Here is a 23,801-nt window from a genome sequence, read left to right on the forward strand (position 1 = left end):
CCATGAAAATGACCATGACCCGCCGGGTCGTCATGACCGCGGCCGCGGCAACGCTGGCCTTCTCCGGCACCGCGCAAGCCGATGATCACCAGGTTCTCGAGGAGTTGCACTTCATCATTCCCGGCGGCGCCGGCGGCGGCTGGGACGGCACCGCGCGCGGCACCGGCGAGGCGCTGACGAAGTCCGGCCTTGTCGGCTCGGCCAGCTACGAGAACATGTCCGGCGGCGGCGGCGGCAAGGCCATCGGCTACATGATCGAGAACGCCGAAAGCCTGGACAACACGCTGATGGTGAACTCCACGCCGATCGTCATCCGGTCGCTGACCGGGGTTTTCCCGCAGAGCTTCCGCGATCTGACGCTGGTGGCGGGCACGATCGGGGACTACGCGGCCATCGTGGTGCCGGCCGACAGCGATATCGAGGGCATGGACGGCCTGCTCGCCGCCTACGCCGACCAGGGCCCGGACTTCGCCGTCGGCGGCGGCTCGGTGCCCGGTGGCATGGACCACCTCGTTGCCGCGATGGTGATGCAGGCCGCGGGCGAGGACCCCACCGCGCTCAACTACATCCCCTACGACGCGGGCGGCAAGGCCATGGCCGGCATGCTCTCGGGCGAGATCGACGCGCTCTCGACGGGCTTTTCCGAGGCGATCGCCCTTGCCGAACAGGGCGAGGTGCGCATCCTCGGCGTGACCGCCGAAGAGCGCGTGCCGGCCTATGATTCCGCCCCGACCTTCATGGAGCAGGGGATCGACACCTCCTTTGTGAATTGGCGCGGGTTCTTCGCCGCGCCTGGCGCCTCGGACGAGAAGGTGGCGCAGTATACCTCGGCGCTTGATGCCATGTACGAGACCGACGCTTGGGAAGAGGTGCGCGCGCGCAACGGCTGGGTGAACATCTACAACCCCGGCGCGGATTTCCGCAGCTTCCTGGAGGACCAGGAAAAGGTCATCGGCGACCTGATGACGGAACTGGGTTTCCTCTGAGGGCCCGGCCCCCGGCCCGCCCGCGCCTCCGGGCGCGGGCGGGCCGGGGCCTGACAGCCGACACCGCCCGGCCGCGGGCGGTGTCCTGCAACCCGGATGCGACTTGGGGAGGGACCGACCATGGCGTTGGATCGCTGGATCGCGCTTATCTTCATCCTGTTCTGCTGCACCTACGGCTACCTGGCCTTCTTCACCATGGATCAGGACGTGCCGCCCTTCATGCAGAGCAACCCCGTCTGGCCGTCGACCTTTCCCAAGGTCCTCGCGGTGCTGGGGGTCATCGTCGGGCTTGTCGTGCTGCTCGGTCTGGAAAAGCCCGATGCCGAAAAGGAGCCCTCGGCCACCGACATCAACTATCGCCGCCTGCACGAATACAAGCTGGGCCAGGCGCTGGCGCTGCTGGGGCTGATGGTGGCCTATGCGCTGCTGCTTCGCCCCGCCGGTTTCATCATCGCGACCGTGATCTTCCTTGTTGCGGGCAGCACCGTTCTGGGCGAGCGCAAGTTCCACGTGATGATTCCGGTTTCGCTGATCGCTGCCGGCTTCGTGTGGTATCTCGTCCAGCAGGTGCTGGGCATCTTCTTGCGGCCCCTGCCGTTCTTTTTGGGACATTGAGCCATGCTTGAAGGCATCATGATCGGCCTGGAGGCCGCATTCTCGATCCAGAACCTGCTGCTGGTCGTCGCCGGCTGTCTGATAGGTACCTTCATCGGCATGCTGCCCGGGCTCGGGCCGATGTCGATCATCGCGATCATGATCCCGGTGGCGATCACGCTGGGCGATCCGGCGGCGGCGCTGATCCTGCTCGCGGGGGTCTATTACGGGGCCATCTTCGGGGGTTCGACCTCGTCGATCCTGCTCAACGCGCCGGGCATCGCCGGAACCGTCGCGACCAGTTTCGACGGTTACCCCATGGCGCGCAACGGTCAGGCCGGCAAGGCGTTGACCATCGCCGCGGTGTCGAGTTTCGCCGGTGGCATGATCGGCGTTGTCCTGTTGATGATCTTCGCCCCGGCGCTGAGTTCGGTCGCTTTGCTGTTCCACTCGGCGGAATACTTCGCGCTGATGGTCGTAGGGCTATCGGCCATCGCCGCCTTCGCGGGCACCGGGCAGGTCACCAAGGCATTGATGATGACCCTCCTCGGCCTGATCCTGGCCACGGTGGGCGAAGGTGCGCTGTTCAACATGCCGCGCTTCACGCTGGGGATCATGGACCTGCAATCGGGGATCTCCTTCATCACGCTCGCCATGGCCATGTTCGCCCTGCCCGAGGCGGTGTTCCTGGTGCTCAACCCGGCGGGCAGCGCCGGCGGGCAGGACGGATCGAGAAAGATCACTGGCTTACGGTTCTCGCGCGCGGAAGGCCGGGCGATGGTTCCCGTGATCGGGCGCCAGTCGGTGCAGGGCTTCTTCATCGGCGTGCTGCCGGGCGCAGGGGCAACGCTGGCCTCTTTCCTTGGCTACGCGGTGGAGCGCAACATCGCCAAGGGCGACGACCAGGCCGAGTTCGGCCACGGGTCGGTCAAGGGCCTGGCCGCGCCCGAAACGGCCAACAACGCGGCCTGCACGGGTTCTTTCGTGCCGCTGCTGACGCTGGGTATCCCCGGCTCGGGCACGACGGCAATCCTGCTGGGCGCGCTTATCGCGCTCAACGTGACGCCCGGCCCGCGGCTGATGACCGACACGCCCGAGATTTTCTGGGCGGTCATCATGTCGATGTTCATCGGCAATGTCGTCCTTCTGATCCTGAACCTGCCGCTGATCCCCTATATCGCCAAGATCCTCTCGATCCCGCGCAACTACCTGATCCCGTTCATCCTGTTCTTCACCCTGATGGGAGCCTACATCGGCCAGAACAACGCGACCGAGCTCCTGATGCTGGTCGGGCTGGGGGTGATGGCGATAATCTTCCGCTTTGCCGATTATCCGCTGGCGCCGCTTCTGATCGGCTTCATTCTGGGGCGGATGATGGAAGACAACTTCGCCCGGTCGATGCAACTCTACCGGGGTCCCGACTTCATACTTGAACGGCCCATGACGCTTGGCCTGCTGGCGCTGGCGCTGATCCTCGTCGTGCTGCCGAGCTATCGCGCCCGCCGCGCGCGCAAACGGGCCGAAGGTGTGGCCGATGGCGACTGACCACCGGGCCGGTCCCCTTGCCGGGGTCCGGGTGCTTGACCTGACGAATGTCCTGGCCGGCCCCTTCGCCTGTCACCAGCTGGTGCACCTCGGCGCCGAGGTCATCAAGGTCGAGGCCGTCGGGCAAGGCGACCTGGCCCGCAATCTCGGCGCCGACCCCGATCTGTCCGCGCGGGGCATGGGGATCAGCTTTCTGGCGCAGAATGCCGGCAAGGCCTCGCTGACGCTGAACCTGAAAACCCCCGGGGGCAAGGAGGCCCTGACCCGCCTCGTCGCAACGGCGGACGTTCTTGTCGAGAACTTCCGGCCCGGTGTCATGGACAGGCTGGGCCTGGGCTACGAGACGCTGAAAGCGATCCGGCCCGCCCTGATCTATTGCGCGATTTCCGGGTTCGGCCAGACCGGGCCCTGGGCGGACAGGCCCGCCTATGACCAGATCGTTCAGGGCGCCTCGGGCGCGATGTCGATCACCGGCGATGGCGACACGGCGCCGCTACGCGCCGGCTTTCCGCTTGCCGACACGGTCGGTGGCCTGACCGCCGCCATGGCGGTCAGCGCCGCCCTCAACGCCAGCCCGCGCGGCACCTTCATCGACGTGTCCATGCTGGACTCGCTTCTGACGACAATGGGCTGGGTGCTGTCCAACTACCTGGTGGGGGGCGTGGAACCGCAGCCGCAGGGCAACGAGAACCCGACCTCCGCGCCATCGGGCGCCTTTCAATGCGCCGACGGGCTGATCAACATCGCCGCCAACAAGGACGCGCAGTGGGTCCTGCTAGCGCGGCACCTGGGCCGCGAGGACCTGACCTGCGCGCCCGCCTTCGCGACCCGCGAGGACCGCAAGGCGCACCGGCTTCAGCTCAAGGCCGAACTCGAAACCGTCCTGACCACGCGGCCCGCGCGCGACTGGGCGCGCGAGCTGACCGCGATCGGCGTTCCCGCGGGCGCGGTCCTGTCGGTGCCCGAGGTTCTGGCCCACGCCCAGGTGCGCGATCGTGACTTCCTGGCGCTCTTCGAGGATGTCGCGGGCGTTGACCGGCCCGTCACGCTCGCATCGATCGGGGCGATGCTGGATGGCCGACGCCCGGTGGCCGCGGCCCCGCCGCCCACCCTCGGCCAGGACAGCGAAAGACTGCTTGCAGAACTGGGATATGCCGCCCAGGACATCGAACGGATGCGGGACGAGGGGATCACATGACCGGACCCGGCGATGTCAGCGATTGGTGGCGCACCCGGATCATAGACATGGAACCGGGCCACATCCGGCTGCGCGGCCAGCCCGTCGAAAAGCTGATCGGAAACATCGGCTTTGCCCGGATGATCTGGCTGCTGGTGATGGGAAGCGAAATCGACGGGCCCCGCGCCGAGCTGTTCGAGGCCGCGCTGGTGGCGGCCGTCGATCACGGCCCGCAAGCGCCGTCGATCGCGGCGGCGCGGATGGCGGCCACCTGCGGGATCGGCCTGCAATCGGCCATGGCGACGGGGCTGAACATGCTGGGTGACGTGCATGGCGGCGCGGGCGAACAGGCGATCGACCTCTACCGGCACTGCGCGGCCGCCGGCCCCGGGCAACTGGGTGCTGCGCTGGAGAGTTGGCGCGCCGAGCACGGGCGCTTCCTGCCCGGCTTCGGGCATCGCTTTCACACGCCGGTCGACCCACGCGCCCCCCGCCTGCTGGACCTGGTGGACAGGGCGGCGGCGGCCGGCGCCGTCTCGGGCACCCATGCCGGGATCGGCCGCGCGATCGAGGCCCACCTCGCATCCGAACGCGGCAAGCCCGTCCCGATGAACATCGACGGGGCCACGGCCGTCATCTACGCGGAACTGGGCTGTCCCCCTGCCCTGGCGCGCGGCTTTTTCGGCCTGTCGCGCTCCGTGGGGATTCTCGCCCATGCCTGGGAACAGACCGAGCAGGGCGGCCGCAACAAGGGCCCGACCCCGCCGGGCTACCGATGGACCCATGACAGCGACTGAGCCCCCCGGCGGAGCGACGGGTCCGACATTGTTCGTGGGGGCGGCCGGGGCGCTGTTGTTCTGGGTGATCGGGTTTCCGGCGGCGGTCCTGACCGGGCCTGCGGTCAGCGTGTCGCTGGCCGCGGTGATGGGCTGGCGGATGGCGGTGCCGGGGCCGCTGAGGAACGCGGTCTTCCTTGTCCTTGGGCTGCAGATCGGCAGCACGGTCACCCCCGAGGTGATCTCGACCGCCCTGACATGGCCCCTCTCATTGGCGCTGCTCGCGGTTACGCTGATCCTGACCATGCTCATCGCCCGAATTGTGCTGATGCGCGGCTTCGGCTACGACCGCATGACGGCGCTGCTGGCCGCGACGCCCGGCCATCTCAGCTATGTGCTGGGGCTGTCGCTCGACCTGCGGGTCGATGTGGCGAAACTTGCCCTGGTCCAGACCATACGGGTTTTGATGCTCACGGTCCTCGTGCCGGTGCTGATCGCGCTCTGGGGTGTTCAGGGCACAGCGCCCCCGCCCGAAAGCGGCGCGATCTCGGTCGCAGCGCTGGCGATCCTCGTCCCGCTGGGGCTAGGCGTGGGCCTGCTGTTCAATAGGCTCGGGATTCCCGCGCCGCTCCTGCTGGGCGCGATGAGCATCTCCGCGCTGGGTCATGGCCTGGACCTGACGCCGGGCGCGATGCCCCCATGGTTGACCACGATCGCCTTCGTCTGCATGGGCGCGCTGATCGGAACCCGGCTGAGCGGCGTCGACAGGCGCGGCTTGTCCCAGGCCCTGCTCGCAGGGATCGTCACCACCGGCGTGGCATGCACCGTCGCCGCGGGTGGCGCCTGGCTCGCGTCGCAAGTCCTGGGGCTGCCACCCGGGGCCCTCCTGCTCGCCTTCGCCCCCGGCGGCGTCGAGGTCATGGCCGCGATTGCCGTCGAAACGCGACTGGAACCCGCCTTCGTAGCCGCGCATCACGTCTTTCGGCTGTTCGCCCTCAGCCTTCTTGTTCCTGTCTTCGTCAGGCGGCGCGCCGTGTCGCGCTGACCCTTGTGGGCCTTGCGCGACCCGAAGGCGCCGAGCGGCGGCGGGCATCGATCGGACCACAACATGCCGAACCCGCCCCAGCGCGCGGGGCCGCCGGGGCCGCGGCCACCACCCGAGCCGAGGAATGGGGGCTCTGCCCCCGTCCCGCGATGCGGGACTCCCCCGGGATATTTTGGGTCCAAAGAAAGGCCCCGGCAGAGGGTCACCAGGTGCCGTGCCGGGGCCCGGAGCTTTCTCCGGACGCGGTCATCGGCGTCCCCGCCTGTACCGCTTTTACAGGTTTTCCGATTCCGGTTAAGGAACTCTTACCGTTTTCTTTGGACCGGAAATATCCCGGGGTGAATTGGCCGACAGGCCAAGAGGGGCAGCGCCCCTTCCCGGTCGGCGCGGGCGCAGCCCGAGACGAAAAAACGGGGACCGAAGCCCCCGTTTGAGTTTCGCCGTTCAGGCTCAGTTCCTTGCACCGCCCGGTTTCTGCCTGCGGCCTGAACGTCGGCAGCGCGAGCGCACCCGCGCCGTGCCCCCTTGGAGCGCCCCTGGCGCTCTGGCGGGGCGGATTGCGATCCGCCCCGCCGCCTGTCTCAGCTGCACCCGCTGGTTCCGCCGCAGGTGTTGCACTTCATGCAGGTGCCATTGCGCACCAGCGTGTAGTTGCCGCAGTCGCCGCAGGCCTCGCCCTCGTAGCCCTGCATCCGGGCCTTGTCGCGCGCGGTGATCGACGCCGCCCCGGTGGCCCGGGCCATGCCGCCGCCCTCGGCGACCACGGGCATCATGGTGTCCAGCCCGGCCTGCACCTCCGCCGCGCCGTCGAGGCCCCCGGCCCCGCCCTGCAGCACCACCAGGTCCTGCGGCACGCGCTTGCGCAGATAGCCGGTCGAGCTGATCTGCTTGAGCACTTCCAGGCTGCGCGAACTGGCGCTCTCCGACATCTCCTTGATGTTGGACACGCCCTCTTCCTCGCCCCGGCCGAGGTCGTCGAACGACGCGCCCTCGGGCTTGACGTGCGCCAGGTCGGTGCGGTCGAGGTAGCTGACGGCCAGTTCGCGGAAGATGTAGTCGAGGATCGACGTGGCGTTCTTGATGCTGTCGTTGCCCTGCACCATGCCCGCGGGCTCGAACTTGGTGAAGGTGAAGGCGTCGACGAATTCCTCCAGCGGCACGCCGTACTGCAGGCCCACGGACACGGCGATGGCGAAGTTGTTCATCATCGCGCGGAAGCCGGCACCCTCCTTGTGCATGTCGATGAAGATCTCGCCCAGGTTGCCGTCCTCGTATTCGCCGGTGCGCAGGTAGACCTTGTGCCCGCCGACGATGGCCTTCTGGGTGTAGCCCTTGCGGCGTTCGGGCATCTTTTCGCGGTGGTTACGCACCAGTTCCTTGACGACGACCTTCTCGACCACCTTCTCGGCCAGCACCGTGGCCTTCTCCCGGGTCGAGCCGCTTTCCAGGGCCTCCTGCGCCTCGTCGTCATCCTCGACCAGCGCGGCGGCCAGGGGCTGCGACAGCTTGGAGCCGTCACGGTAGAGCGCGTTGGCCTTCACGCCCATGGACCAGCTGCGCTCGTAAGCGGCCTGGCAATCGGCGATGGTGGCGTCGTTGGGCATGTTGATGGTCTTGGAGATCGCCCCCGAGATGAAGCTCTGCGCCGCGGCCATCATGTCGATGTGGCTGGTGACGCCGAGGTAGCGCGTGCCCTTCTTGCCACAGGGGTTGGCGCAGTCGAAGACGTTATAGTGTTCCTCGCGCAGGTAAGGCGCGCCCTCCAGCGTCATGGTCCCGCAGACGTGGTCGTTGGCGGCCTCGATATCGGCCTTGTTGAAGCCCAGGTGCGCCAGCAGGTCGAAGGTCGGATCGTTGAGCCGCTCGGCCGGGATGCCCAGCGTCTTCTGGCAGAACTCCGCCCCCAGCGTCCACTGGTTGAAGACGAAGCGGATGTCGAAGGCGCTCGGCAATGCCGCCTCGATCTTGGCGATCTCGGCCTCGCCGAAACCGTGCCCGACCAGCGCGGTGTGGTTGATGCCGGGCGCATTGCCCAGGGTGCCGTGGCCCACGGCGTAGGCGACGATCTCCTCGATCTGCGCGGGGCCGTAGCCCAGCTTTTCCAGCGCCGCGGGCACCGACTGGTTGATGATCTTGAAGTAGCCGCCGCCGGCGAGCTTCTTGAACTTGACCAGCGCGAAGTCCGGTTCGATCCCGGTGGTATCGCAGTCCATGACCAGCCCGATCGTGCCCGTGGGCGCGATGACCGTGGCCTGCGCGTTGCGGTAGCCGTTTGCCTCGCCCAGGCTGAGCGCCTCGTCCCAGGCCGACATGGCCAGGTCCACCAGGCGGGCATCGGGGCAATTGGCGTGGTCCAGCGGCACCGGCGTGACCTCCAGGCCCTCGTAGCCCTCGCTCGCGCCGTAGGCGGCATTGCGGTGGTTGCGGATGACCCGCAGCATGTGGTCGCGGTTCTTCTCGAACTTGGCGAAGGGGCCGAGCTCGCCCGCGATCTCGGCGCTGGTGGCGTAGGACACGCCGGTCATGATCGCGGTCAGCGCCCCCGCCAGCGCGCGGCCCGCGTCACTGTCATAGCCCAGCCCCATGTTCATCAGCAGCCCGCCTATGTTGGCATACCCGAGGCCCAGCGTGCGGAAGTCGTAGGACAGCCGCGCAATCTCCTGCGAGGGGAACTGCGCCATCATCACCGAGATTTCCAGCGTCAGCGTCCACAGCCGCGTGGCGTGCATGTAGCCTTCCGCGTCGAACACGCCGTCGCGGTAGAAGGTCAGCAGGTTCATCGAGGCCAGGTTGCAGGCCGTGTCATCAAGGAACATGTATTCCGAGCACGGGTTCGAGCCGCGGATCTCGCCGTCCTCGGGACAGGTGTGCCAGGCGTTGACCGTGTCGTGATACTGGATGCCCGGATCGGCGCAGGCCCAGGCGGCGTGGCCGACCTTTTCCCACAAATCGCGGGCCTTGACGGTGCGGGCGACCTCGCCGTTGGTGCGGTTGATCAGGTCCCAGTCCGCATCCTCGCGCACGGCCTTGAGGAAGGCATCCGTCACGCGGATCGAGTTGTTCGAGTTCTGCCCCGAGACCGAGTTGTAGGCCTCGCTGTCCCAGTCGGTGTCGTAGGTGGGAAACTCGATGCTGTCGTAGCCCTGCTTGGCATAGTCCAGCACCCGCTTGACGTAGGTTTCGGGGACCGCGACCTTCTTTGCCTCGCGGATCGCGGCCTTGAGGCCGGCATTGACCTTGGGGTCGCAGGCGTCCTCGGCCGCGCCGTCCCAGGCCTTGATGGCGGCGAAGATCTTGTTGAGCCCGGCCTCGTGCATCTTGGAGCCGGCGACGATGCTGGCGACCTTCTGTTCCTCCAGCACCTTCCAGTCGATGAAGTCCTCGATGTCGGGGTGGTCGGCGTCCACGATCACCATCTTGGCGGCGCGGCGCGTGGTGCCGCCCGACTTGATGGCGCCCGCGGCGCGGTCGCCGATCTTGAGAAAGCCCATCAGGCCGCTGGACTTGCCCCCGCCCGAGAGCGGCTCGCCCTCGCCGCGCAGGTGGCTGAAGTTGGTGCCGGTGCCCGAGCCGTACTTGAACAGCCGCGCCTCGCGCACCCAGAGGTCCATGATGCCGCCCTCGTTGACCAGGTCGTCACGGCAGCCCTGGATAAAGCAGGCGTGCGGCTGGGGGTGTTCATAGGCGCTCTGCGAGGCGGCCACCGCGCCGGTGCGGTGATCGACGTAGTGGTGCCCCTGGCTGGGGCCGTCGATGCCATAGGCCCAGTGCAACCCGGTGTTGAACCACTGCGGCGAGTTCGGCGCGGCGCGCTGGGTGGCCAGCATGTAACGCATCTCGTCGAAGTAGGCGCGCGCGTCCTCCTCGGAGGAGAAATAGCCGCCCTTCCAGCCCCAGTAGGTCCAGGCGCCGGCCATGCGGTCGAAGACCTGCTTGGCGCTGGTCTCGCCGGTCAGGGTCGCGCCCTTGGCGGGCTCGGAGCGCCACAGGAATTCCGGCACGCCCTTTTCCTGGATCCGGCGCAGCTTGTCCGGCACGCCCGCCTTGCGGAAGTACTTCTGGGCGATCACGTCGCTGGCGACCTGGCTCCAGCGGGCGGGAATTTCGCAGTCTTCCAGCTTGAAGACGGTGGTGCCGTCGGGATTGCGGATCTCCGACGTCGTGGTCTTGAACTCGATGTCCGCGTAAGCGTCCTGCCCGGCCTTGGTGAAGCTGCGTTCGATCTTCATTGTTGTCCCTCGTGCCTCTTGTTCGTGGTCGTCGTTGCGACCATTGCGTTAATCCCGTGGGGCGCGCAGGCCCCGGCGCCGTTCCGTTCACAGGACGAACTCTCCTGCCGCGCCCCCTTCCACGGGCGCGCGCGCCTGTCGCGCTGCTTATTTTCAGGGTCTGTGTCCCTGCCGCTCTGACACTAAATGTAGTGTTTGTCCGACCGGCTCGCACAAGATGGCAAATCTACAGGTGGGGGGTCAACTTGATTTTAACACAAGATGAGGGATTTTCGACTTGACCGTGGCGGCATCTGGCAGCCGGCACGATTCCTCCACCGGCTTGTGCACAAAAGGGGTGACGCGCGGGTCGAAAAATTCCGCCGCCCCCTCAGAAGCCTGTCACGGAAACCTCACGATCCGCATGAAGATCCGCGCCGGGCCGCCCTCGATGCTCAAGGGTGTCACCGCGACGCCACGCGGCCGGTCCGGCGGTCAGTCGGAAGGTGGTCGGGGCGGCGAGATTCGAACTCACGACCCCCTGTACCCAAAACAGGTGCGCTACCAGACTGCGCCACGCCCCGGACCACGGCCGCCGATCTACTTGCCCGGCGGGCGCTTGAAAAGCCCTAATCGGCCGGACAGGGCCAGGCGGCGTCCGCGCCGATGGCGGGGTGGCGCATCACGTCGCCCTCGGTGATGCCCAGCCGTGCGGCCATACCGCCGTTGATCTCGAGCACGAACTGCACCGCATCGCCGCCGGGGATCGCCGTCTCGTCGCGCGGCCGAGCCATGCGATGCAGACGGGTCAGGCGGCCGGTGTCATCGAAGAACAGCATGTCCAACGGGATCAGCGTGTTTCGCATCCAGAAGCTGACCGGTTGCGGGCTGGGATAAACGAAGAGCATGCCCGAGAGCGTCGGCATCTCTTCCACGAACATAAGCCCGCGCGCGCGGGTTTCGGGGGTGTCGGCCACCTCGACCGAGAACCGCGCCTGCCCCCAGTCGCCGCGCAGGGTGACCTCATCGGGCGCGCAGGCCGCCGCGACGGCCGCGCCCAGCACTGACAGGCCCAGCGCCAGCGCCGCTGTCAGTCCTCGAAATCCTCGGTGTCCTCGGCGTCCTCGCGCAGACCGGCTTCCCATGGCAGAACCTCCGTCGCCATGAGGCCGCGCGCCCCTTCGACCGCGCGCAGCCCGATGGCCTCGCCGGGGATCAGATCAGCAAGCCCGGACCGGCGCAAGACCTCGATATGGACAAAGACATCGTCCTCGACCCCGAAGATATTGGCGAACCCGAAGCCCTTGACCTTGTCGAACCACTTGACCCGCGCCGGCTGCATGGGCGCACCGGCCAGCTCCGCGGCGCTCATCTCGGCGAAATCGCTCAGCCCACCGCCGATCACGGTGTCGGGTACCCGGATGTCGCGCACTTCGGCGGCCTGCAGGCCGCGCTCTGTCTCCAGCACGACAAGCTCGATCTCGGCCCCGTCGGCGACCGAGCTCTGCCCGAAATTGCGCAGCACGTTGGCGTGCAGCAGAATGTCCGGGCCGCCTTCCTCGGAGACGACAAAACCGAACCCCTTACCCGGATCGAACCACTTCACATGGCCCCGACACAGGCGCCCGCTGGTGTTGTCTTCAGTCATTGCTACAGGTCCCCGGCCCGCCGGACCCCAGTTTCCGCGGGCTCACGCGGTATCACGTGCATTGTGGCCCGCGCAGTTTCAACCCAGTTCTTTTGTCGAAAATGCAGCGCCGCGGGCCATTTCCGGCGCGGGTTTCACCTTCCGTCAGGGATTAAGCCTCTGAACAGTCCACTCTTTTTCGCCGTCCCGCGTCCACTGGAACCGGTCGTGCAGGCGAAAGGCACCGTCGGCCCAAAACTCGATTTGCACAGGCGCAATGCGGTAGCCGCCCCAGAACGGGGGCCGCTCGGGATCGGTGCCCTTCTCGGCGGTGATCCGCGCCACATCGGCCAGCAGAGCGCTGCGCGAGGACAACGGCTGCGATTGCTGCGAGGCCCAGGCGCCCAGCCGGCTTTTCAGGCTGCGGCTGCGGTAATAAGCATCAGCCTTTGCGCCCGCCTCGCGCGTAATCGTGCCGCGCACGCGGATCTGGCGGCGCAGGCTTTTCCAGTGCATCACGAAGGCCGCCTTGCCCGTCGCCTCGATCGCGGCGGCCTTGGCCGAACCGTAGTTGGTGTAGAAGATGAAGGCGTCGTCCTCGATATCCTTGAGCAGAACCATGCGCGCATCGGGCATCCCCTCGGCGTCGGTCGTGGCAAGGGCGATGGCGTTGGGGTCGTTGACTTCGGTCTTCTCGGCCTCGGCCAGCCAGCGCCGGGCGATCTCGAACGGGTCATCGCCCGCGAATATGCCTGTGCGGTCGGTCATGTCGGTCTCCTGCCTGTTCTCGGCCCTCGCACACGGGGCCGTCCGGCGCGGAACATAGCACGGCGCGGTCCCTGTCAAAGGCGGCTTGATGCGCTGTGACGCTTGGCTTACACCAAGCGCATCAAAGGGCGACGCGGCGGGAGTTAAGGATGTCTTCGAACCTGATGCAAGGAAAACGCGGGCTTGTCATGGGGCTGGCCAATGACAAGTCGATCGCCTGGGGCATCGCCAGAGCGCTGGCCGGCGCCGGGGCGGAGCTTGCGTTTTCCTATCAGGGCGAGGCGCTGAAAAAACGCGTCGGCCCGCTGGCCGCAGAGCTTGGCTCGGACATCGTGCTGCCCTGCGATGTCGGCGACGAAGCCTCGATCGACGCGCTGTTTGACGGGCTGCGCCAGCACTGGGACAGCCTCGATTTCGTCGTCCACGCCATCGGCTATTCCGACAAGGGCGAGCTGCGCGGCCGCTACGTGGACACCAGCCGCGCCAATTTCGCCATGTCCATGGACATCTCGGTCTATTCCTTCACCGCCGTGATGCAGCGCGCCGAGAAGATGATGACGCAGGGCGGCAGCGCCCTGACCATGACCTATTACGGCGCCGAACAGGTCATGCCGCACTACAACGTCATGGGCGTTGCCAAGGCCGCGCTGGAGGCGTCGGTGCGCTACATGGCCGAGGACCTGGGCAAGGACGGTATCCGCGTCAACGCCGTCTCGGCCGGGCCGATCAAGACGCTGGCGGCCAGCGGCATCGGCGATTTCCGCTATATCCTCAAGTGGAACGAGCTGAACTCGCCCCTGCGCAAGAACGTCACCATCGACGAGGTCGGCGGCGCGGCGCTCTACCTGCTCAGCGACCTGGCCGGCGGCGTCACCGGGGAGGTGCACCACGTCGACGCCGGCTATCATGTCGTCGGCATGAAGGCCGTCGACGCCCCCGACATCGACAAGAGCTGAGCCATGGCCGACAACCGCCTGCCCCACGAGAAAGGATTTCACGTCAGCTGGGACCAGCTGCACCGCGACAGCCGCGCGCTGGCCTGGCGGCTCGATGGCTACGGCCCGGACGCCGGGTCCTGGCGGGCGGTCGTGGCGATCACCCGCGGCGGCATGGCCCCGGCGATGATCGTGGCGCGCGAGCTGGACATCCGCACCGTCGACACGATCTCGGTCAAGTCCTACCTCTCGGGCGGTGGCAAGGCCGACCAGCGCCGCGAGGCGCAGGTGCTCAAGAGCCCCGACGCGGCGATGATGGGCGACGGCGAGGGCGTTCTGATCGTCGACGACCTGGTCGATACCGGCAAGACGCTGGAACTGGTCCGCCAGATGTATCCCAAGGCGCATTTCGCCACCGTCTATGCCAAGCCCGAGGGCGAGCCGCAGGTCGAGACCTTCATAACCGGGGTCAGCCAAGACACCTGGATCTTCTTTCCCTGGGACATGGCGCTGCAATACGTCGAACCCTACCGGGGCCGCGATTGAGCGCGGCGCGAACCGACGCCACCTTCCCGCCCCCAGTGATGGAGGCGCGCCGCTGGACCCATGGCGTGACCTTCCCCGACGACCGCCCCCTGATCAACGTCAGCCAGGCCGCGCCGGTCGCCCCGCCGCCGGACGCGCTGCGCCGGGAAATGGCCCGCCTCGTGGTCGAGGACCCGGGCAGCCATCTCTATGGCCCGGTGCTGGGCCTGCCCGACTTGCGCGCCGAGGTCGCACGCCAGTGGGCGGCGGGTTACGGCGGGGGGATCGCGCCGGAAAACGTCGCCATTACAAGCGGCTGCAACCAGGCCTTCACCGCCGCCGTTGCCAGCCTTTGCGGCGAGGGCGACGAGGTGATCGTTCCGGTGCCCTACTACTTCAACCACGCGATGTGGCTCGACATGGCCGGGGTGCGCCTGGTGCCCCTGCCGACGGGCGACGGCCTGATCCCCGAGGCGACGGCGGCCGCGGCCCGGATCACCGGCCGCACCCGGGCCATCGTGCTGGTCAGCCCCAACAACCCCGGCGGCGTCGAATACCCCGCGGAAACGTTGCGCGCCTTCTTCGACCTGGCCCGCGCCCATGGCCTGGCGCTGATCGTGGACGAGACCTACCGCGATTTCGACAGCCGCGCGGGTGCGCCGCATGACCTGTTATCGGGCGATTGGGACGACACGCTGATCCAGCTCTATTCGTTTTCCAAGGCCTACCGGCTGACCGGGCACAGGATCGGGGCGATGGTCGCCGCGCCGGCCCGGTTGGCGCAGGCCGAGAAGTTCCTCGATACCGTCAGCATCTGCCCCAACCAGTTGGGCCAGCGGGCCGCGCTCTGGGCGATGCAGCACCTGCGCGACTGGCTGGCCGGGGAACGGGCGGAAATCCTGGCCCGCCGGGCCGCGATCGAGGCGGCGTTTCCGCGGCTGGCCGCGCAGGGTTGGCGGCTGCGGGGCTGCGGCGCCTATTTCGCCTACCTCGAACATCCTTTCGACACGCCTTCGGATGTGCTGGCCCGGTCACTGGTCACCGGCGCCGGCGTGTTGCTGCTGCCCGGAACGATGTTCCGCCCTGCCGACGACCCGGCCGGCGCGCGCGAGCTGCGCATCGCCTTTGCCAATATCGACACGGGGGGGATTGCGACGCTCTTTGACCGGCTGGCCGCCTTCCGCCCGGCCTGATCCGGTTGCACCGCGCGGCCCCCGGCCCTATTGAGGCGACAAAGCCCCAACAACAGGCAGACGGCACATGGCTGACGGCAGCAAGAAATCCCGCCCCTTCGTCTGGATCGTGATCGGCCTGCTGATGTTCGGCATGGTCGGCTTCGGGGCCACGGGCCTGACCGGCCGGGTCAGTTCCATCGGCACGGTCGGCGGCCTTGAGGTGCCGGTCAGCGCCTACCAGCAGGAACTGCAGAACCGCATCCAGTCGCTCTCGGCCGAGGCGGACGAAACGCTGTCCTTTGCCCAGGCGCGCGAGCGCGGCGTGCCCGACCAGGCGCTGCAACAGGTGATCCGGTCGCGGGTGCTCGATAACGAGATGCGCCAGCTTGGCGTGTCGGTCGGCGACGAGACGGTGCGGCGCGAGGTGCTCGACACCCTCGCCTTTGCCGGGCCGGACGGCAATTTCGACCGCGAACAATACCGCGCCGTGCTGCGCGACAACGGGCTTACCGAGGAACAGTTCGAATCCCGCATCCGCGACGACAGCGCCCGCGCCCTGCTGCAACAGGCCGTGATCGGCGGCCTGCCCGCCCCCGAGGTCTATGCCCAAACCGTCGCCGCCTACATCGGCGAGGAACGCGATTTCACGTGGGACACCCTGACAGCGGCGGACCTGGACAGCACCCTGCCCGAGCCGGACGAGGACGACCTGCGCGCCCATTACGAGGACAACCCCGAGGCCTACACCGCGCCCGAAACCAAGGACCTGACCTATGCCTGGCTGACGCCCGAGATGATCCAGGACCAGGTGACGGTCGACGAGGCCGAGCTGCGCCAAGCCTATCAGGACCGTATCGACGAGTTCGTCCAGCCCGAGCGCCGCCTTGTCGAACGGCTCAGCTTCGGCAGCGAAGAGGCCGCGCAGGCGGCGCTGGACCGGATCGCGGCCGGCGAGACCGATTTCGAGGCGCTTGTCGCCGACCGCGGGCTGGACCTGGCCGACGTGGACCTCGGCGACGTGACCGAGGACGACCTGGGCGAGGCCGGGCAAGCGGTGTTCTCGGCCCAAACGGGCGATGTCGTCGGCCCGCAGCCCAGCCCGCTGGGCCCGGCGCTGTTCCGCGTCAACGCGGTGCTCGCCGCGCAGGAAACCCCGTTCGAAGAGGCCCGCGCGGTGCTGCGCGAGGACCGCGCTGCCGCCCGCGCCCGCCGCGTGATCGAGGACCAGATCGAACCCGTCACCGACCTGCTGGCTGGGGGCGCGACGCTGGCGGACCTGGCCGAGCAGACCGACATGGCGCTGGGCGAGATGGACTGGACCCCGCAGACCCGCGAGGACATCGCCGCCTACGCGGGCTTCCGCGAGGTTGTCGCGGGGCTGGAGCCGGGTACCTTCCCCCAGTTGCACGAGCTGGAGGGCGGCGGGCTCTTCGCGGTGCGCGTCGACGAGGTGCGCCCGCCCGAGCTGCAGCCCTTCGACGCGGTGCGCGCACAGGTGGCCGAGGACTGGCGCGCCGCCGAGACGCGGCGCCGCCTGCGCGCCCGCGCCGAGGAAATCGCCGCCGGCATCGACGGCGAGACCGAATTCACGCAGGTGGGTCTGGACGGTGCCGTTGCCGAACGCGGCCTGACCCGGCGCAGTTTCCTCAACGGCACGCCGCCGGGGTTCATGACGCGCATCTTCGAGCTGGACGCGGTCGGCGACACGGTGGTCGTGGACGCGCCCGACGGCGTGATCGTGGCCCGGCTCGACGCCGTGTCCCAGCCCGGGCAGGACGACCCGTCGGTCACCGCGCAGGCGGAGGCCGTCGCCGACCGCGCCGGCCAGGGCATGGCGATGGATATCTTCGCCGTCTTCAGCCAAGCGGTGCAGGCCGACACCGAGGTCACAATTGACCAGGCCGCGATCAACGCGGTCCATTCGAATTTCCAGTAACCATGGCGCTGGTCCCGGATTACGAGACCTTCCGCGCGGGCTTCGCGGCCGGCCGGAACCAGCTGGTCCACACCCGGCTGGCCGCCGATCTGGACACGCCGGTGTCGCTGATGCTGCGGCTCAACGCGGCCGGCAAACACGCCTTCCTGCTGGAAAGCGTCACCGGGGGCGAGGTGCGCGGGCGCTATTCCATCATCGGCATGGCCCCCGACCTGATCTGGGAATGCCGCGGCACGACGGCCCGGATCAACCGGCAGGCCCTGACCGACGACGCCGCCTTCGAGGACGTGTCGGTCGACCCGCTCGACAGCCTGCGCGCGGTGCTGGCCGAGAGCCATATCGACCTGCCCGCCGACCTGCCGCCCGCCAGTGCCGGGCTGTTCGGCTTCCTGGGCTACGACATGATCCGGCACGTGGAACACCTTCCGGACGTGAACCCCGACCCGCTGGACCTGCCGGATGCGGTGATGCTGCGCCCCTCGGTCGTGGCGGTGCTGGACGGGGTCAAGGGCGACGTGATCCTGGTGGCACCCGCCTGGGCCAAGTCGGGGCTATCGGCCGAGGCCGCCCATGCGCAGGCCACCGCGCGCGTGACCGAGGCGCAGCGCGCGCTCGAGGGGCCCCTGCCCGACCAGGGCCGCCGCCTGGGCGAGGCCGAGGCCGAGAACGAGGCGGTCAGCAACTTCACCCACGCGGGCTACAAGGCCGCCGTCGAAAAGGCCAAGGAGTACATCAAGGCCGGCGACATCTTCCAGGTGGTGCCGGCACAGCGCTGGCGGCAGGCGTTTCATCAGCCGCCCTTCGCGCTCTATCGCTCGCTGCGGCGGACCAACCCCTCGCCCTTCATGTTCTTTTTCAACTTCGGCGGCTACCAGGTGATCGGCGCCAGCCCCGAAATCCTCGTGCGGGTCATGGACGGCGAGGTCACGATCCGCCCCATCGCCGGCACCCGCCCGCGCGGCGCCACGCCGGCCGAGGACAAGGCCAACGAGGCCGAGCTTCTGGCCGATGAGAAGGAGCGGGCCGAGCACCTGATGCTGCTGGATCTCGGCCGCAACGACGCGGGCCGCGTCGCCAAGGTGGGCACGGTGCGCCCGACCGAGGAATTCATCGTCGAACGCTATTCCCACGTCATGCACATCGTCTCCAACGTGGTGGGCGAGTTGGCCGAGGGCCACGACGCGCTGTCGGCCTTTTTCGCGGGGATGCCGGCGGGCACGGTCTCTGGCGCGCCCAAGGTCCGCGCGATGGAGATCATCGACGAGCTGGAACCCGAAAAGCGCGGCATCTACGGCGGCGGCGTGGGCTATTTCAGCGCCGGGGGCGACATGGACATGTGCATCGCCCTGCGCACGGCGGTGCTCAAGGGTCAGGACCTTTACATCCAGGCCGGCGGCGGGGTTGTCCACGACAGCGACCCCGAGGCCGAGTACCAGGAAACCGTCCACAAATCCGGCGCCATCCGCCGCGCCGCGGCCGAGGCGCACCGTTTCACATCCGGGGATAGCTGACCGGCGGGCGCGGCCCGGTCGGTACCCCGGCGGCGTCTTGATCGCCCCGGCTCAAATTTGCCAGTCCCGCCCCAGGCACGAACACGGGCAAAACGGAGACCGCCATGCCATCGACCGACGACCGCGATACCCGAACCGCGATGATCAGGGGCATTTGGCTGGTCTGCCCGGCGTGCGGGCAGGGACGGATGTTTGCCGGCTACCTCAAGGTCAGGACCGAATGCGACGCCTGCGGACAGGAACTGCATCACGCGCGCGTCGATGACGGGCCGGCATACTTTACCCTCTCGCTCGTGGTCGCGGTCGTCTTTCCGCTGTTCGCCGTGGTTTATTCGGCCTTCGATCCCGAACCGCTCTGGGTCGCGCTGGGAATGATGGCGTTCGCGACGGCCCTGGCCCTGGTCCTGCTGCCCCGTGTCAAGGGGCTGTTCATCGGCCTTCAGTGGGCAAAGCGCCTTCACGGATTCTAAACTGTACCGCGAGGGTGCAAACCCCTGTCTGCCTCTCACTCGTCCCCGCGCAGCACCGCCGACAGTGGCACCTGCGCGACCTGGGCGGCGCGCTTGTCGTTGCCCCAGTTGATCAGTGCAGTGACTGTGTCGGGCCGCATCCGGCCCAGCAGCACCACGCCGCTGTCCTGGCGCGCGCGAAAGGCGGCCTGGTCGATGAAGCGGCGGATGACCTGCGCGTCCTGGCCCTCGCCGTCGAGGTCGCGATAGATCGTGGCCGCGGGCACGCCGGCGCGCTCGGCCAGCCGCGCGGCGGTGTTCAGGCCCTGGCTGATCGACAGGTAGCCGCGCCCGGCCTCGGACAGGACCTGCATCATCTGCTCGGTTGCCGCGCGGTTGCCCGCGGGTCCGTCACCCAGGTCGAGCAACGCGACGGTCCGCGACAGGTCGGCGAAGGTGCCTTCCAGCGCGACCTCGACATCCTGCGGGGTGGCGCCCTCGGGCAGGCGCCCGAGGACCGCGGCCTCGATCCCGGCGGCGCGATAGGCCGACAGACGCTCGGCCGCCCCCGTGGCGGCCGGGTCGATGGCCACGGTCACCGGGAAGGGCACGCCAGACACCAGCGCCGGGCCAGCCTCCATGCTGCCGTCATCGACCAGGACGATCGCCATGGTCGGCAGGTCGTCGGGATTGGGCGCAGGGGCGGCATAGGCGCGCAGGGCAGGCACCTGCGGGGCCTCGGCCTGCGCGCCGCCATCGTCACTGGTATCGTCGGTCGGCCGGTTGACGGCCACGCCCGTGTCCCGGTCCTCCAGCAGGCTGTTGGTCTCGCCCTGCATCTCGACTTGCGGGGGCTCGTCCGCCCCGGGCCGCGCGTCGGTGGCGGCCGGTTGCGGTTCGTCCCCCGGCGCGGAACTGTCCGGCGCGGGCGCGTCACCGCCCGTGTCCGGGTCGACGATCTCGACCGGGACCGGCGCCTCCTCTGGCTCGTCCACGACCACCGCGGCCGGGTCGGAGTCCCCGGTGTTCTCGGGGTCTTCGACGACGACCGGCGCCGGGGGCTGGCCGGGATCGGTCGACAGCCGGACATCGTTTTCGGCCTCCGGCGACTGCGGCGCCGGGGCCTGCGGATTCGGCAGGACCGGATCGTCGGCGCTAACGTCCGGCGTGGCGTCGCGCTCCACCTCGGGCTGGCCCATGGCGCCCTCCACGCCGCTGGCCTGCGGAACCGCCGGCGGCGCCGTATCCGCGGCCGGGCTATCGGCCCCCGGGCCGGGGATGCTCCGTTCCGCGTCGGCCGCGGGCGCGGGACCAAGGTTCGGCCCGGCCCCCTCGCCCGGCCCGGAAACCGACGGCGCGGCGCCCGCCGGCGCATCGGTCATGGCGGTTTCGGGCGCGTCCACCTGCGGCGCCGCGGGCGGGGTGTTGCCCGCGGGCTGTTCACCCAGAAGCGAGGCCGTGCCCAGCCCAAGACCCGATACGAGACCACCCACCAGTATCCCCGACAGAAATCCCCTGACCACGATTGCCCCCTGCCTGCTGTTGCCCCGGCCCTCGTCGCTTGTCACGGCTGTGCGCCGGCCTTGACGCCGCCCGTCGCTTCGGCCCATCTAGGCGGAACCTTACCGCGCCTCGCCGGGGCGATGGTAGCCCCGAATTTCACCGGCCCCCAAGGGCCGCACCCGACGACTGGCGAAATCATGCTCCTGCTGATCGATAACTACGACAGTTTCACCTACAACCTGGTGCACTACCTGGGCGAGCTTGGCGCGGATGTGCAGGTGCATCGCAATGATGCGCTGGACGTGCAACAGGCCATGGCGCTCAACCCCGCCGGCATCCTGCTTTCGCCCGGCCCCTGCGACCCGGCGCAGGCGGGCATCTGCCTTGCGCTGACCCGCGCCGCCGCCGAGACCGGCACGCCACTTATGGGCGTCTGCCTCGGCCACCAGACCATCGGCGAAGCCTTCGGCGGCGCGGTCGTGCGCTGTCACGAGATCGTCCACGGCAAGATGGGCCGGGTGCATCACGGCGGACAGGGCGTTTTCGCGGGCCTGCCCACGCCCTTCGAGGCGACACGCTATCACTCGCTCGTGGTCGCGCGCGAGGGCCTGCCCGACACCCTCGAAATCACCGCCGCACTGGAGGACGGCACGATCATGGGCCTGCGCCACCGGACGCTGCCCATCGAGGGCGTGCAGTTCCACCCCGAGAGCATCGCCTCGGAACACGGCCATGCGCTGTTGCGCAATTTCCTCGACACCCTGAAAGCCCCGGCATGAGCGATGCCCTCAAGCCCCTGATCGCCGCCGCCGCCGAGGCGCCACTGACCCGGGCGCAGGCCCGCGCGGCCTTCGAGATCCTGTTCGAGGGCGACGCCACCCCCAGCCAGATGGGCGGGCTGCTCATGGCGCTGCGCACCCGCGGCGAGGTGGTCGACGAATACGCCGCCGCCGCCGAGGCCATGCGCGCCAAATGCGTGCCGGTAACAGCGCCCGCGGGGGCGATGGACATCGTCGGCACCGGCGGCGACGGCAAGGGCACGCTCAACATCTCGACGGCCACGGCCTTCGTCGTCGCGGGGGCGGGCGTGCCCGTGGCCAAGCACGGCAACCGCAACCTGTCGTCGAAGTCCGGCGCGGCAGACGCGCTGGGGCAGTTGGGCATAGATGTCATGATCGGGGCCGAGGTCGTCGAACGCGCCATCGCCGAGGCCGGGATCGGCTTCATGATGGCGCCCATGCACCACCCGGCGATCAAGCACGTCATGCCCACCCGGATGGAGCTTGGCACCCGCACCATCTTCAACATCCTCGGGCCGCTTACCAACCCGGCCGGCGTCACGCGCCAGCTGACCGGGGCCTTCAGCCGCGACCTGATCCAGCCCATGGCGCAGACCCTGCAGGCGCTGGGAACCGAGGCCAGCTGGCTTGTCCACGGCTCGGACGGCACCGACGAGCTGACAATCACCGGGGTCAGTTGGGTGGCCGCGCAATCGGGCGACACGATCACCCTGCGCGAGGTCCACCCCGAGGAGGCCGGCCTGCCCGTGCATCCCTTCGAGGCGATCCTCGGCGGCACGCCCGAGGAGAACGCCCGGGCCTTTCGCGCGCTGCTGGCGGGTGAGGCCAGCGCCTACCGCGACGCCGTCCTGCTCAACGCCGCCGCCGCGCTGCTGGTGGCGGGCCGGGCCGACAGCCTGCGCGCGGGGGCAGAACAGGCCCGCGAGAGCCTCGACAGCGGTGCGGCGCGACGCGCGGTCGAAACGCTGGCCCGCATCAGCCGGTCGGGCTGACTCGCGGCCTGTCGCGGCGGTGCAGCGGCCCGGCGCGGTCAGAAAATTCTCAAAACGGTGGCGTGACGCCCGTTTTCTGTGCATCCTCGGCGGATGGACGGGACACGATGGCGCGCGCCGCGCCGACAGGCGGGACATTTCCGCCGTTCTGTGGGCACCTCGGCGCGTCACGAAGCAAAGAAAACCACGACAGGGGATGCCTCATGAAGATGACTGCTCAACTTGCCGCCGCCGCGGCCCTTACGGTGACCGCGACCCTTGCGCAGGGGCAAACGACCGACGTGCCCTTCGCGCTGGACTGGAAATTCGAGGGCCCCGCCGCGCCCTATTTCGCCGCCATCGACAACGGCCACTTTGCCGACAACGGCCTGAGCGTCGAGATCACCGCCGGCACCGGGTCGCTCGACGCCATTCCCAAGGTCGCCACCGGCGCCTTTCCGATGGGGTTCGCCGACATCAACAGCCTGATCCGCTTTCTCGACCAGAACCCGGGCGCGCCGGTCACCGCCGTCATGATGGTCTACGACAAGCCGCCCTTCGCGGTGATCGGGCGCGAGTCGCTGGGCATTTCGGAACCCGCCGACCTTGAGGGCGAGGTGCTGGGCGCCCCGCCGCCCGATGGGGCCTGGGCGCAATTCCCGATCTTCGCCGCGGAGAATGACCTCGACATGGACGCGATCACGGTCGAGCCGGTCGGCTTTCCGACGCGCGAACCCATGCTGGCCGACGGCAATGTCGCCGCGATCACCGGGTTTTCCTTCAGCTCTTACCTGAACCTCGTGCGCCTGGGCGTGCCCGAGGACGACATCACGACCCTGCTGATGGCCGATCACGGGCTGGAACTTTACGGCAACGCGATCATCGCCAACACCGACTTCGCCGAGGCCAACCCCGAGGCTGTCAGCGGCTTTCTGGAGGCCGTGGCCATGGGCTGGAAGGACGCGATCGCCGACCCCGCCGCGGTGATGCCGTCGCTGATCGAGCGCAACCCGGCCGCCGATTCCGACCTCGAACAGCGCCGCCTGGAACTGTCGATCGAGGCCAACGTCGTGACCGATTACACCACCGCCAACGGCATGGGCACCATCGACGACGACCGCATGGCCGCCGCGATCGAGCAGATCAAGACGGTCTACGATTTCGAGGGCACGCCGGACGCGGACCTCTATTTCACCGATGCCTACCTGCCCGAGGGCGGCTTCCCGCTCGACTGAGCTGACCACGCGCGGGGGCAACCAGCCCCCGCGCC

The 23,801-nt window shown here is 68.6% G+C and carries 20 protein-coding genes and 1 tRNA gene; 15 read left to right on the forward strand and 6 right to left on the reverse strand.

The genetic code is table 11. The features are described 5' to 3' along the window. The first annotated feature begins 2 nt into the window (after positions 1 to 2). The 6 genes from BU124_RS07245 to BU124_RS07270 all read left to right on the forward strand — a co-directional run bounded on the left by BU124_RS07245 (position 3) and on the right by BU124_RS07270 (position 6,123). Positions 3 to 986: a Bug family tripartite tricarboxylate transporter substrate binding protein gene (locus BU124_RS07245; protein WP_084862162.1), complete on the forward strand. Its 984-nt coding sequence runs from the start codon at positions 3 to 5 to the stop codon at positions 984 to 986. Positions 987 to 1,106: 120 nt separating this feature from the next. After that, positions 1,107 to 1,601, forward strand: a complete 495-nt coding sequence (locus BU124_RS07250) for a tripartite tricarboxylate transporter TctB family protein (RefSeq protein WP_084862164.1) — start codon at positions 1,107 to 1,109, stop codon at positions 1,599 to 1,601. Positions 1,602 to 1,604: 3 nt separating this feature from the next. Continuing rightward, positions 1,605 to 3,125 carry a tripartite tricarboxylate transporter permease gene (locus tag BU124_RS07255; protein ID WP_084862166.1) on the forward strand — a complete coding sequence of 507 codons (1,521 nt, stop codon included), beginning with the start codon at positions 1,605 to 1,607 and terminating at the stop codon, positions 3,123 to 3,125. After that, positions 3,115 to 4,323, forward strand: coding sequence for a CaiB/BaiF CoA transferase family protein (locus BU124_RS07260; protein WP_084862344.1), 1,209 nt, complete (start codon positions 3,115 to 3,117; stop codon positions 4,321 to 4,323). The genes BU124_RS07255 and BU124_RS07260 overlap by 11 nt, the downstream gene beginning before the upstream one ends. After that, positions 4,320 to 5,099 (forward strand): citryl-CoA lyase, encoded by a 780-nt coding sequence (locus tag BU124_RS07265; RefSeq protein WP_084862168.1) that lies wholly within the window; start codon positions 4,320 to 4,322, stop codon positions 5,097 to 5,099. The genes BU124_RS07260 and BU124_RS07265 overlap by 4 nt, the downstream gene beginning before the upstream one ends. After that, positions 5,086 to 6,123: an AbrB family transcriptional regulator gene (locus tag BU124_RS07270; RefSeq protein ID WP_179141880.1), complete on the forward strand. Its 1,038-nt coding sequence runs from the start codon at positions 5,086 to 5,088 to the stop codon at positions 6,121 to 6,123. Before BU124_RS07265 ends, BU124_RS07270 begins: the two co-directional genes overlap by 14 nt. A gap of 581 nt (positions 6,124 to 6,704) precedes the next feature. Here the strand turns inward: BU124_RS07270 and BU124_RS07275 are convergent. The 5 genes from BU124_RS07275 to pdxH all read right to left on the reverse strand — a co-directional run bounded on the left by BU124_RS07275 (position 6,705) and on the right by pdxH (position 12,804). Further along, positions 6,705 to 10,352, reverse strand: coding sequence for a vitamin B12-dependent ribonucleotide reductase (locus tag BU124_RS07275; RefSeq protein WP_084862170.1), 3,648 nt, complete (start codon positions 10,350 to 10,352; stop codon positions 6,705 to 6,707). A 486-nt stretch (positions 10,353 to 10,838) separates the two neighbouring features. Further along, positions 10,839 to 10,915 (reverse strand) — tRNA-Pro (locus BU124_RS07280). Positions 10,916 to 10,960: 45 nt separating this feature from the next. Further along, positions 10,961 to 11,476, reverse strand: coding sequence for a DUF192 domain-containing protein (locus BU124_RS07285; protein ID WP_084862172.1), 516 nt, complete (start codon positions 11,474 to 11,476; stop codon positions 10,961 to 10,963). Further along, on the reverse strand, positions 11,422 to 11,979 hold the full coding sequence (locus tag BU124_RS07290; RefSeq protein ID WP_084862175.1) for a cold-shock protein: 558 nt from the start codon (positions 11,977 to 11,979) through the stop codon (positions 11,422 to 11,424). The genes BU124_RS07285 and BU124_RS07290 overlap by 55 nt, the downstream gene beginning before the upstream one ends. A 144-nt stretch (positions 11,980 to 12,123) precedes the next feature. Continuing rightward, positions 12,124 to 12,804, reverse strand: coding sequence for a pyridoxamine 5'-phosphate oxidase (gene pdxH / locus BU124_RS07295; RefSeq protein WP_281250897.1), 681 nt, complete (start codon positions 12,802 to 12,804; stop codon positions 12,124 to 12,126). 71 nt (positions 12,805 to 12,875) lie between these two features. Between pdxH and fabI the strand changes: the two genes are divergently transcribed. From fabI to BU124_RS07325, 6 genes are all read left to right on the forward strand, one after another. Then, entirely contained in the window at positions 12,876 to 13,682 is an 807-nt protein-coding gene (fabI, locus tag BU124_RS07300) for an enoyl-ACP reductase FabI (protein WP_084862179.1), read from the forward strand. A gap of 3 nt (positions 13,683 to 13,685) precedes the next feature. Next, entirely contained in the window at positions 13,686 to 14,207 is a 522-nt protein-coding gene (gene gpt, locus BU124_RS07305; RefSeq protein ID WP_084862181.1) for a xanthine phosphoribosyltransferase, read from the forward strand. Positions 14,208 to 14,245: 38 nt separating this feature from the next. After that, positions 14,246 to 15,379, forward strand: coding sequence for an aminotransferase (locus BU124_RS07310; protein ID WP_245831641.1), 1,134 nt, complete (start codon positions 14,246 to 14,248; stop codon positions 15,377 to 15,379). 67 nt (positions 15,380 to 15,446) lie between these two features. Beyond that, positions 15,447 to 17,297: a peptidyl-prolyl cis-trans isomerase gene (locus tag BU124_RS07315; RefSeq protein ID WP_084862185.1), complete on the forward strand. Its 1,851-nt coding sequence runs from the start codon at positions 15,447 to 15,449 to the stop codon at positions 17,295 to 17,297. Between the two features lie 2 nt (positions 17,298 to 17,299). Next, positions 17,300 to 18,808, forward strand: a complete 1,509-nt coding sequence (trpE, locus tag BU124_RS07320; protein ID WP_084862187.1) for an anthranilate synthase component I — start codon at positions 17,300 to 17,302, stop codon at positions 18,806 to 18,808. 104 nt (positions 18,809 to 18,912) lie between these two features. Next, positions 18,913 to 19,278 carry a DUF983 domain-containing protein gene (locus tag BU124_RS07325; protein WP_084862189.1) on the forward strand — a complete coding sequence of 122 codons (366 nt, stop codon included), beginning with the start codon at positions 18,913 to 18,915 and terminating at the stop codon, positions 19,276 to 19,278. 35 nt (positions 19,279 to 19,313) lie between these two features. Here the strand turns inward: BU124_RS07325 and BU124_RS07330 are convergent, their stop codons facing one another. Further along, complete coding sequence (locus tag BU124_RS07330; protein WP_179141881.1) at positions 19,314 to 20,780, reverse strand: divergent polysaccharide deacteylase family protein; 1,467 nt, start codon at positions 20,778 to 20,780, stop codon at positions 19,314 to 19,316. Between the two features lie 177 nt (positions 20,781 to 20,957). On the opposite strand from BU124_RS07330, the gene BU124_RS07335 reads away from it, so the two are divergent. The 3 genes from BU124_RS07335 (at position 20,958) to BU124_RS07345 (ending at position 23,766) form a co-directional block, all read left to right on the forward strand. Beyond that, positions 20,958 to 21,539 (forward strand): anthranilate synthase component II, encoded by a 582-nt coding sequence (locus tag BU124_RS07335; protein WP_084862193.1) that lies wholly within the window; start codon positions 20,958 to 20,960, stop codon positions 21,537 to 21,539. After that, positions 21,536 to 22,552 (forward strand): anthranilate phosphoribosyltransferase, encoded by a 1,017-nt coding sequence (gene trpD, locus BU124_RS07340; protein ID WP_084862196.1) that lies wholly within the window; start codon positions 21,536 to 21,538, stop codon positions 22,550 to 22,552. Before BU124_RS07335 ends, trpD begins: the two co-directional genes overlap by 4 nt. Positions 22,553 to 22,755: 203 nt before the next feature. Then, on the forward strand, positions 22,756 to 23,766 hold the full coding sequence (locus tag BU124_RS07345) for an ABC transporter substrate-binding protein (RefSeq protein ID WP_084862198.1): 1,011 nt from the start codon (positions 22,756 to 22,758) through the stop codon (positions 23,764 to 23,766). Positions 23,767 to 23,801: the final 35 nt, after the last annotated feature.

Source organism: Salibaculum halophilum, from assembly GCF_002094885.1.
Classification (GTDB): Bacteria; Pseudomonadota; Alphaproteobacteria; order Rhodobacterales; family Rhodobacteraceae; genus Salibaculum; species Salibaculum halophilum.

Excerpts from the sequence above, each read along its gene's own strand:
- BU124_RS07245 (WP_084862162.1), top strand. The coding sequence starts at position 3 with ATGAAAATGACCATGACCCGCCGGGTCGTCATGACCGCGGCCGCGGCA.
- BU124_RS07250 (WP_084862164.1), top strand. The coding sequence starts at position 1,107 with ATGGCGTTGGATCGCTGGATCGCGCTTATCTTCATCCTGTTCTGCTGC.
- BU124_RS07255 (WP_084862166.1), top strand. The coding sequence starts at position 1,605 with ATGCTTGAAGGCATCATGATCGGCCTGGAGGCCGCATTCTCGATCCAG.
- BU124_RS07260 (WP_084862344.1), top strand. The coding sequence starts at position 3,115 with ATGGCGACTGACCACCGGGCCGGTCCCCTTGCCGGGGTCCGGGTGCTT.
- BU124_RS07265 (WP_084862168.1), top strand. The coding sequence starts at position 4,320 with ATGACCGGACCCGGCGATGTCAGCGATTGGTGGCGCACCCGGATCATA.
- BU124_RS07270 (WP_179141880.1), top strand. The coding sequence starts at position 5,086 with ATGACAGCGACTGAGCCCCCCGGCGGAGCGACGGGTCCGACATTGTTC.
- BU124_RS07275 (WP_084862170.1), bottom strand. The coding sequence starts at position 10,352 with ATGAAGATCGAACGCAGCTTCACCAAGGCCGGGCAGGACGCTTACGCG.
- BU124_RS07285 (WP_084862172.1), bottom strand. The coding sequence starts at position 11,476 with ATGGGAAGCCGGTCTGCGCGAGGACGCCGAGGACACCGAGGATTTCGA.
- BU124_RS07290 (WP_084862175.1), bottom strand. The coding sequence starts at position 11,979 with ATGACTGAAGACAACACCAGCGGGCGCCTGTGTCGGGGCCATGTGAAG.
- fabI (WP_084862179.1), top strand. The coding sequence starts at position 12,876 with ATGTCTTCGAACCTGATGCAAGGAAAACGCGGGCTTGTCATGGGGCTG.
- gpt (WP_084862181.1), top strand. The coding sequence starts at position 13,686 with ATGGCCGACAACCGCCTGCCCCACGAGAAAGGATTTCACGTCAGCTGG.
- BU124_RS07310 (WP_245831641.1), top strand. The coding sequence starts at position 14,246 with ATGGAGGCGCGCCGCTGGACCCATGGCGTGACCTTCCCCGACGACCGC.
- BU124_RS07315 (WP_084862185.1), top strand. The coding sequence starts at position 15,447 with ATGGCTGACGGCAGCAAGAAATCCCGCCCCTTCGTCTGGATCGTGATC.
- trpE (WP_084862187.1), top strand. The coding sequence starts at position 17,300 with ATGGCGCTGGTCCCGGATTACGAGACCTTCCGCGCGGGCTTCGCGGCC.
- BU124_RS07325 (WP_084862189.1), top strand. The coding sequence starts at position 18,913 with ATGCCATCGACCGACGACCGCGATACCCGAACCGCGATGATCAGGGGC.
- BU124_RS07335 (WP_084862193.1), top strand. The coding sequence starts at position 20,958 with ATGCTCCTGCTGATCGATAACTACGACAGTTTCACCTACAACCTGGTG.
- trpD (WP_084862196.1), top strand. The coding sequence starts at position 21,536 with ATGAGCGATGCCCTCAAGCCCCTGATCGCCGCCGCCGCCGAGGCGCCA.
- BU124_RS07345 (WP_084862198.1), top strand. The coding sequence starts at position 22,756 with ATGAAGATGACTGCTCAACTTGCCGCCGCCGCGGCCCTTACGGTGACC.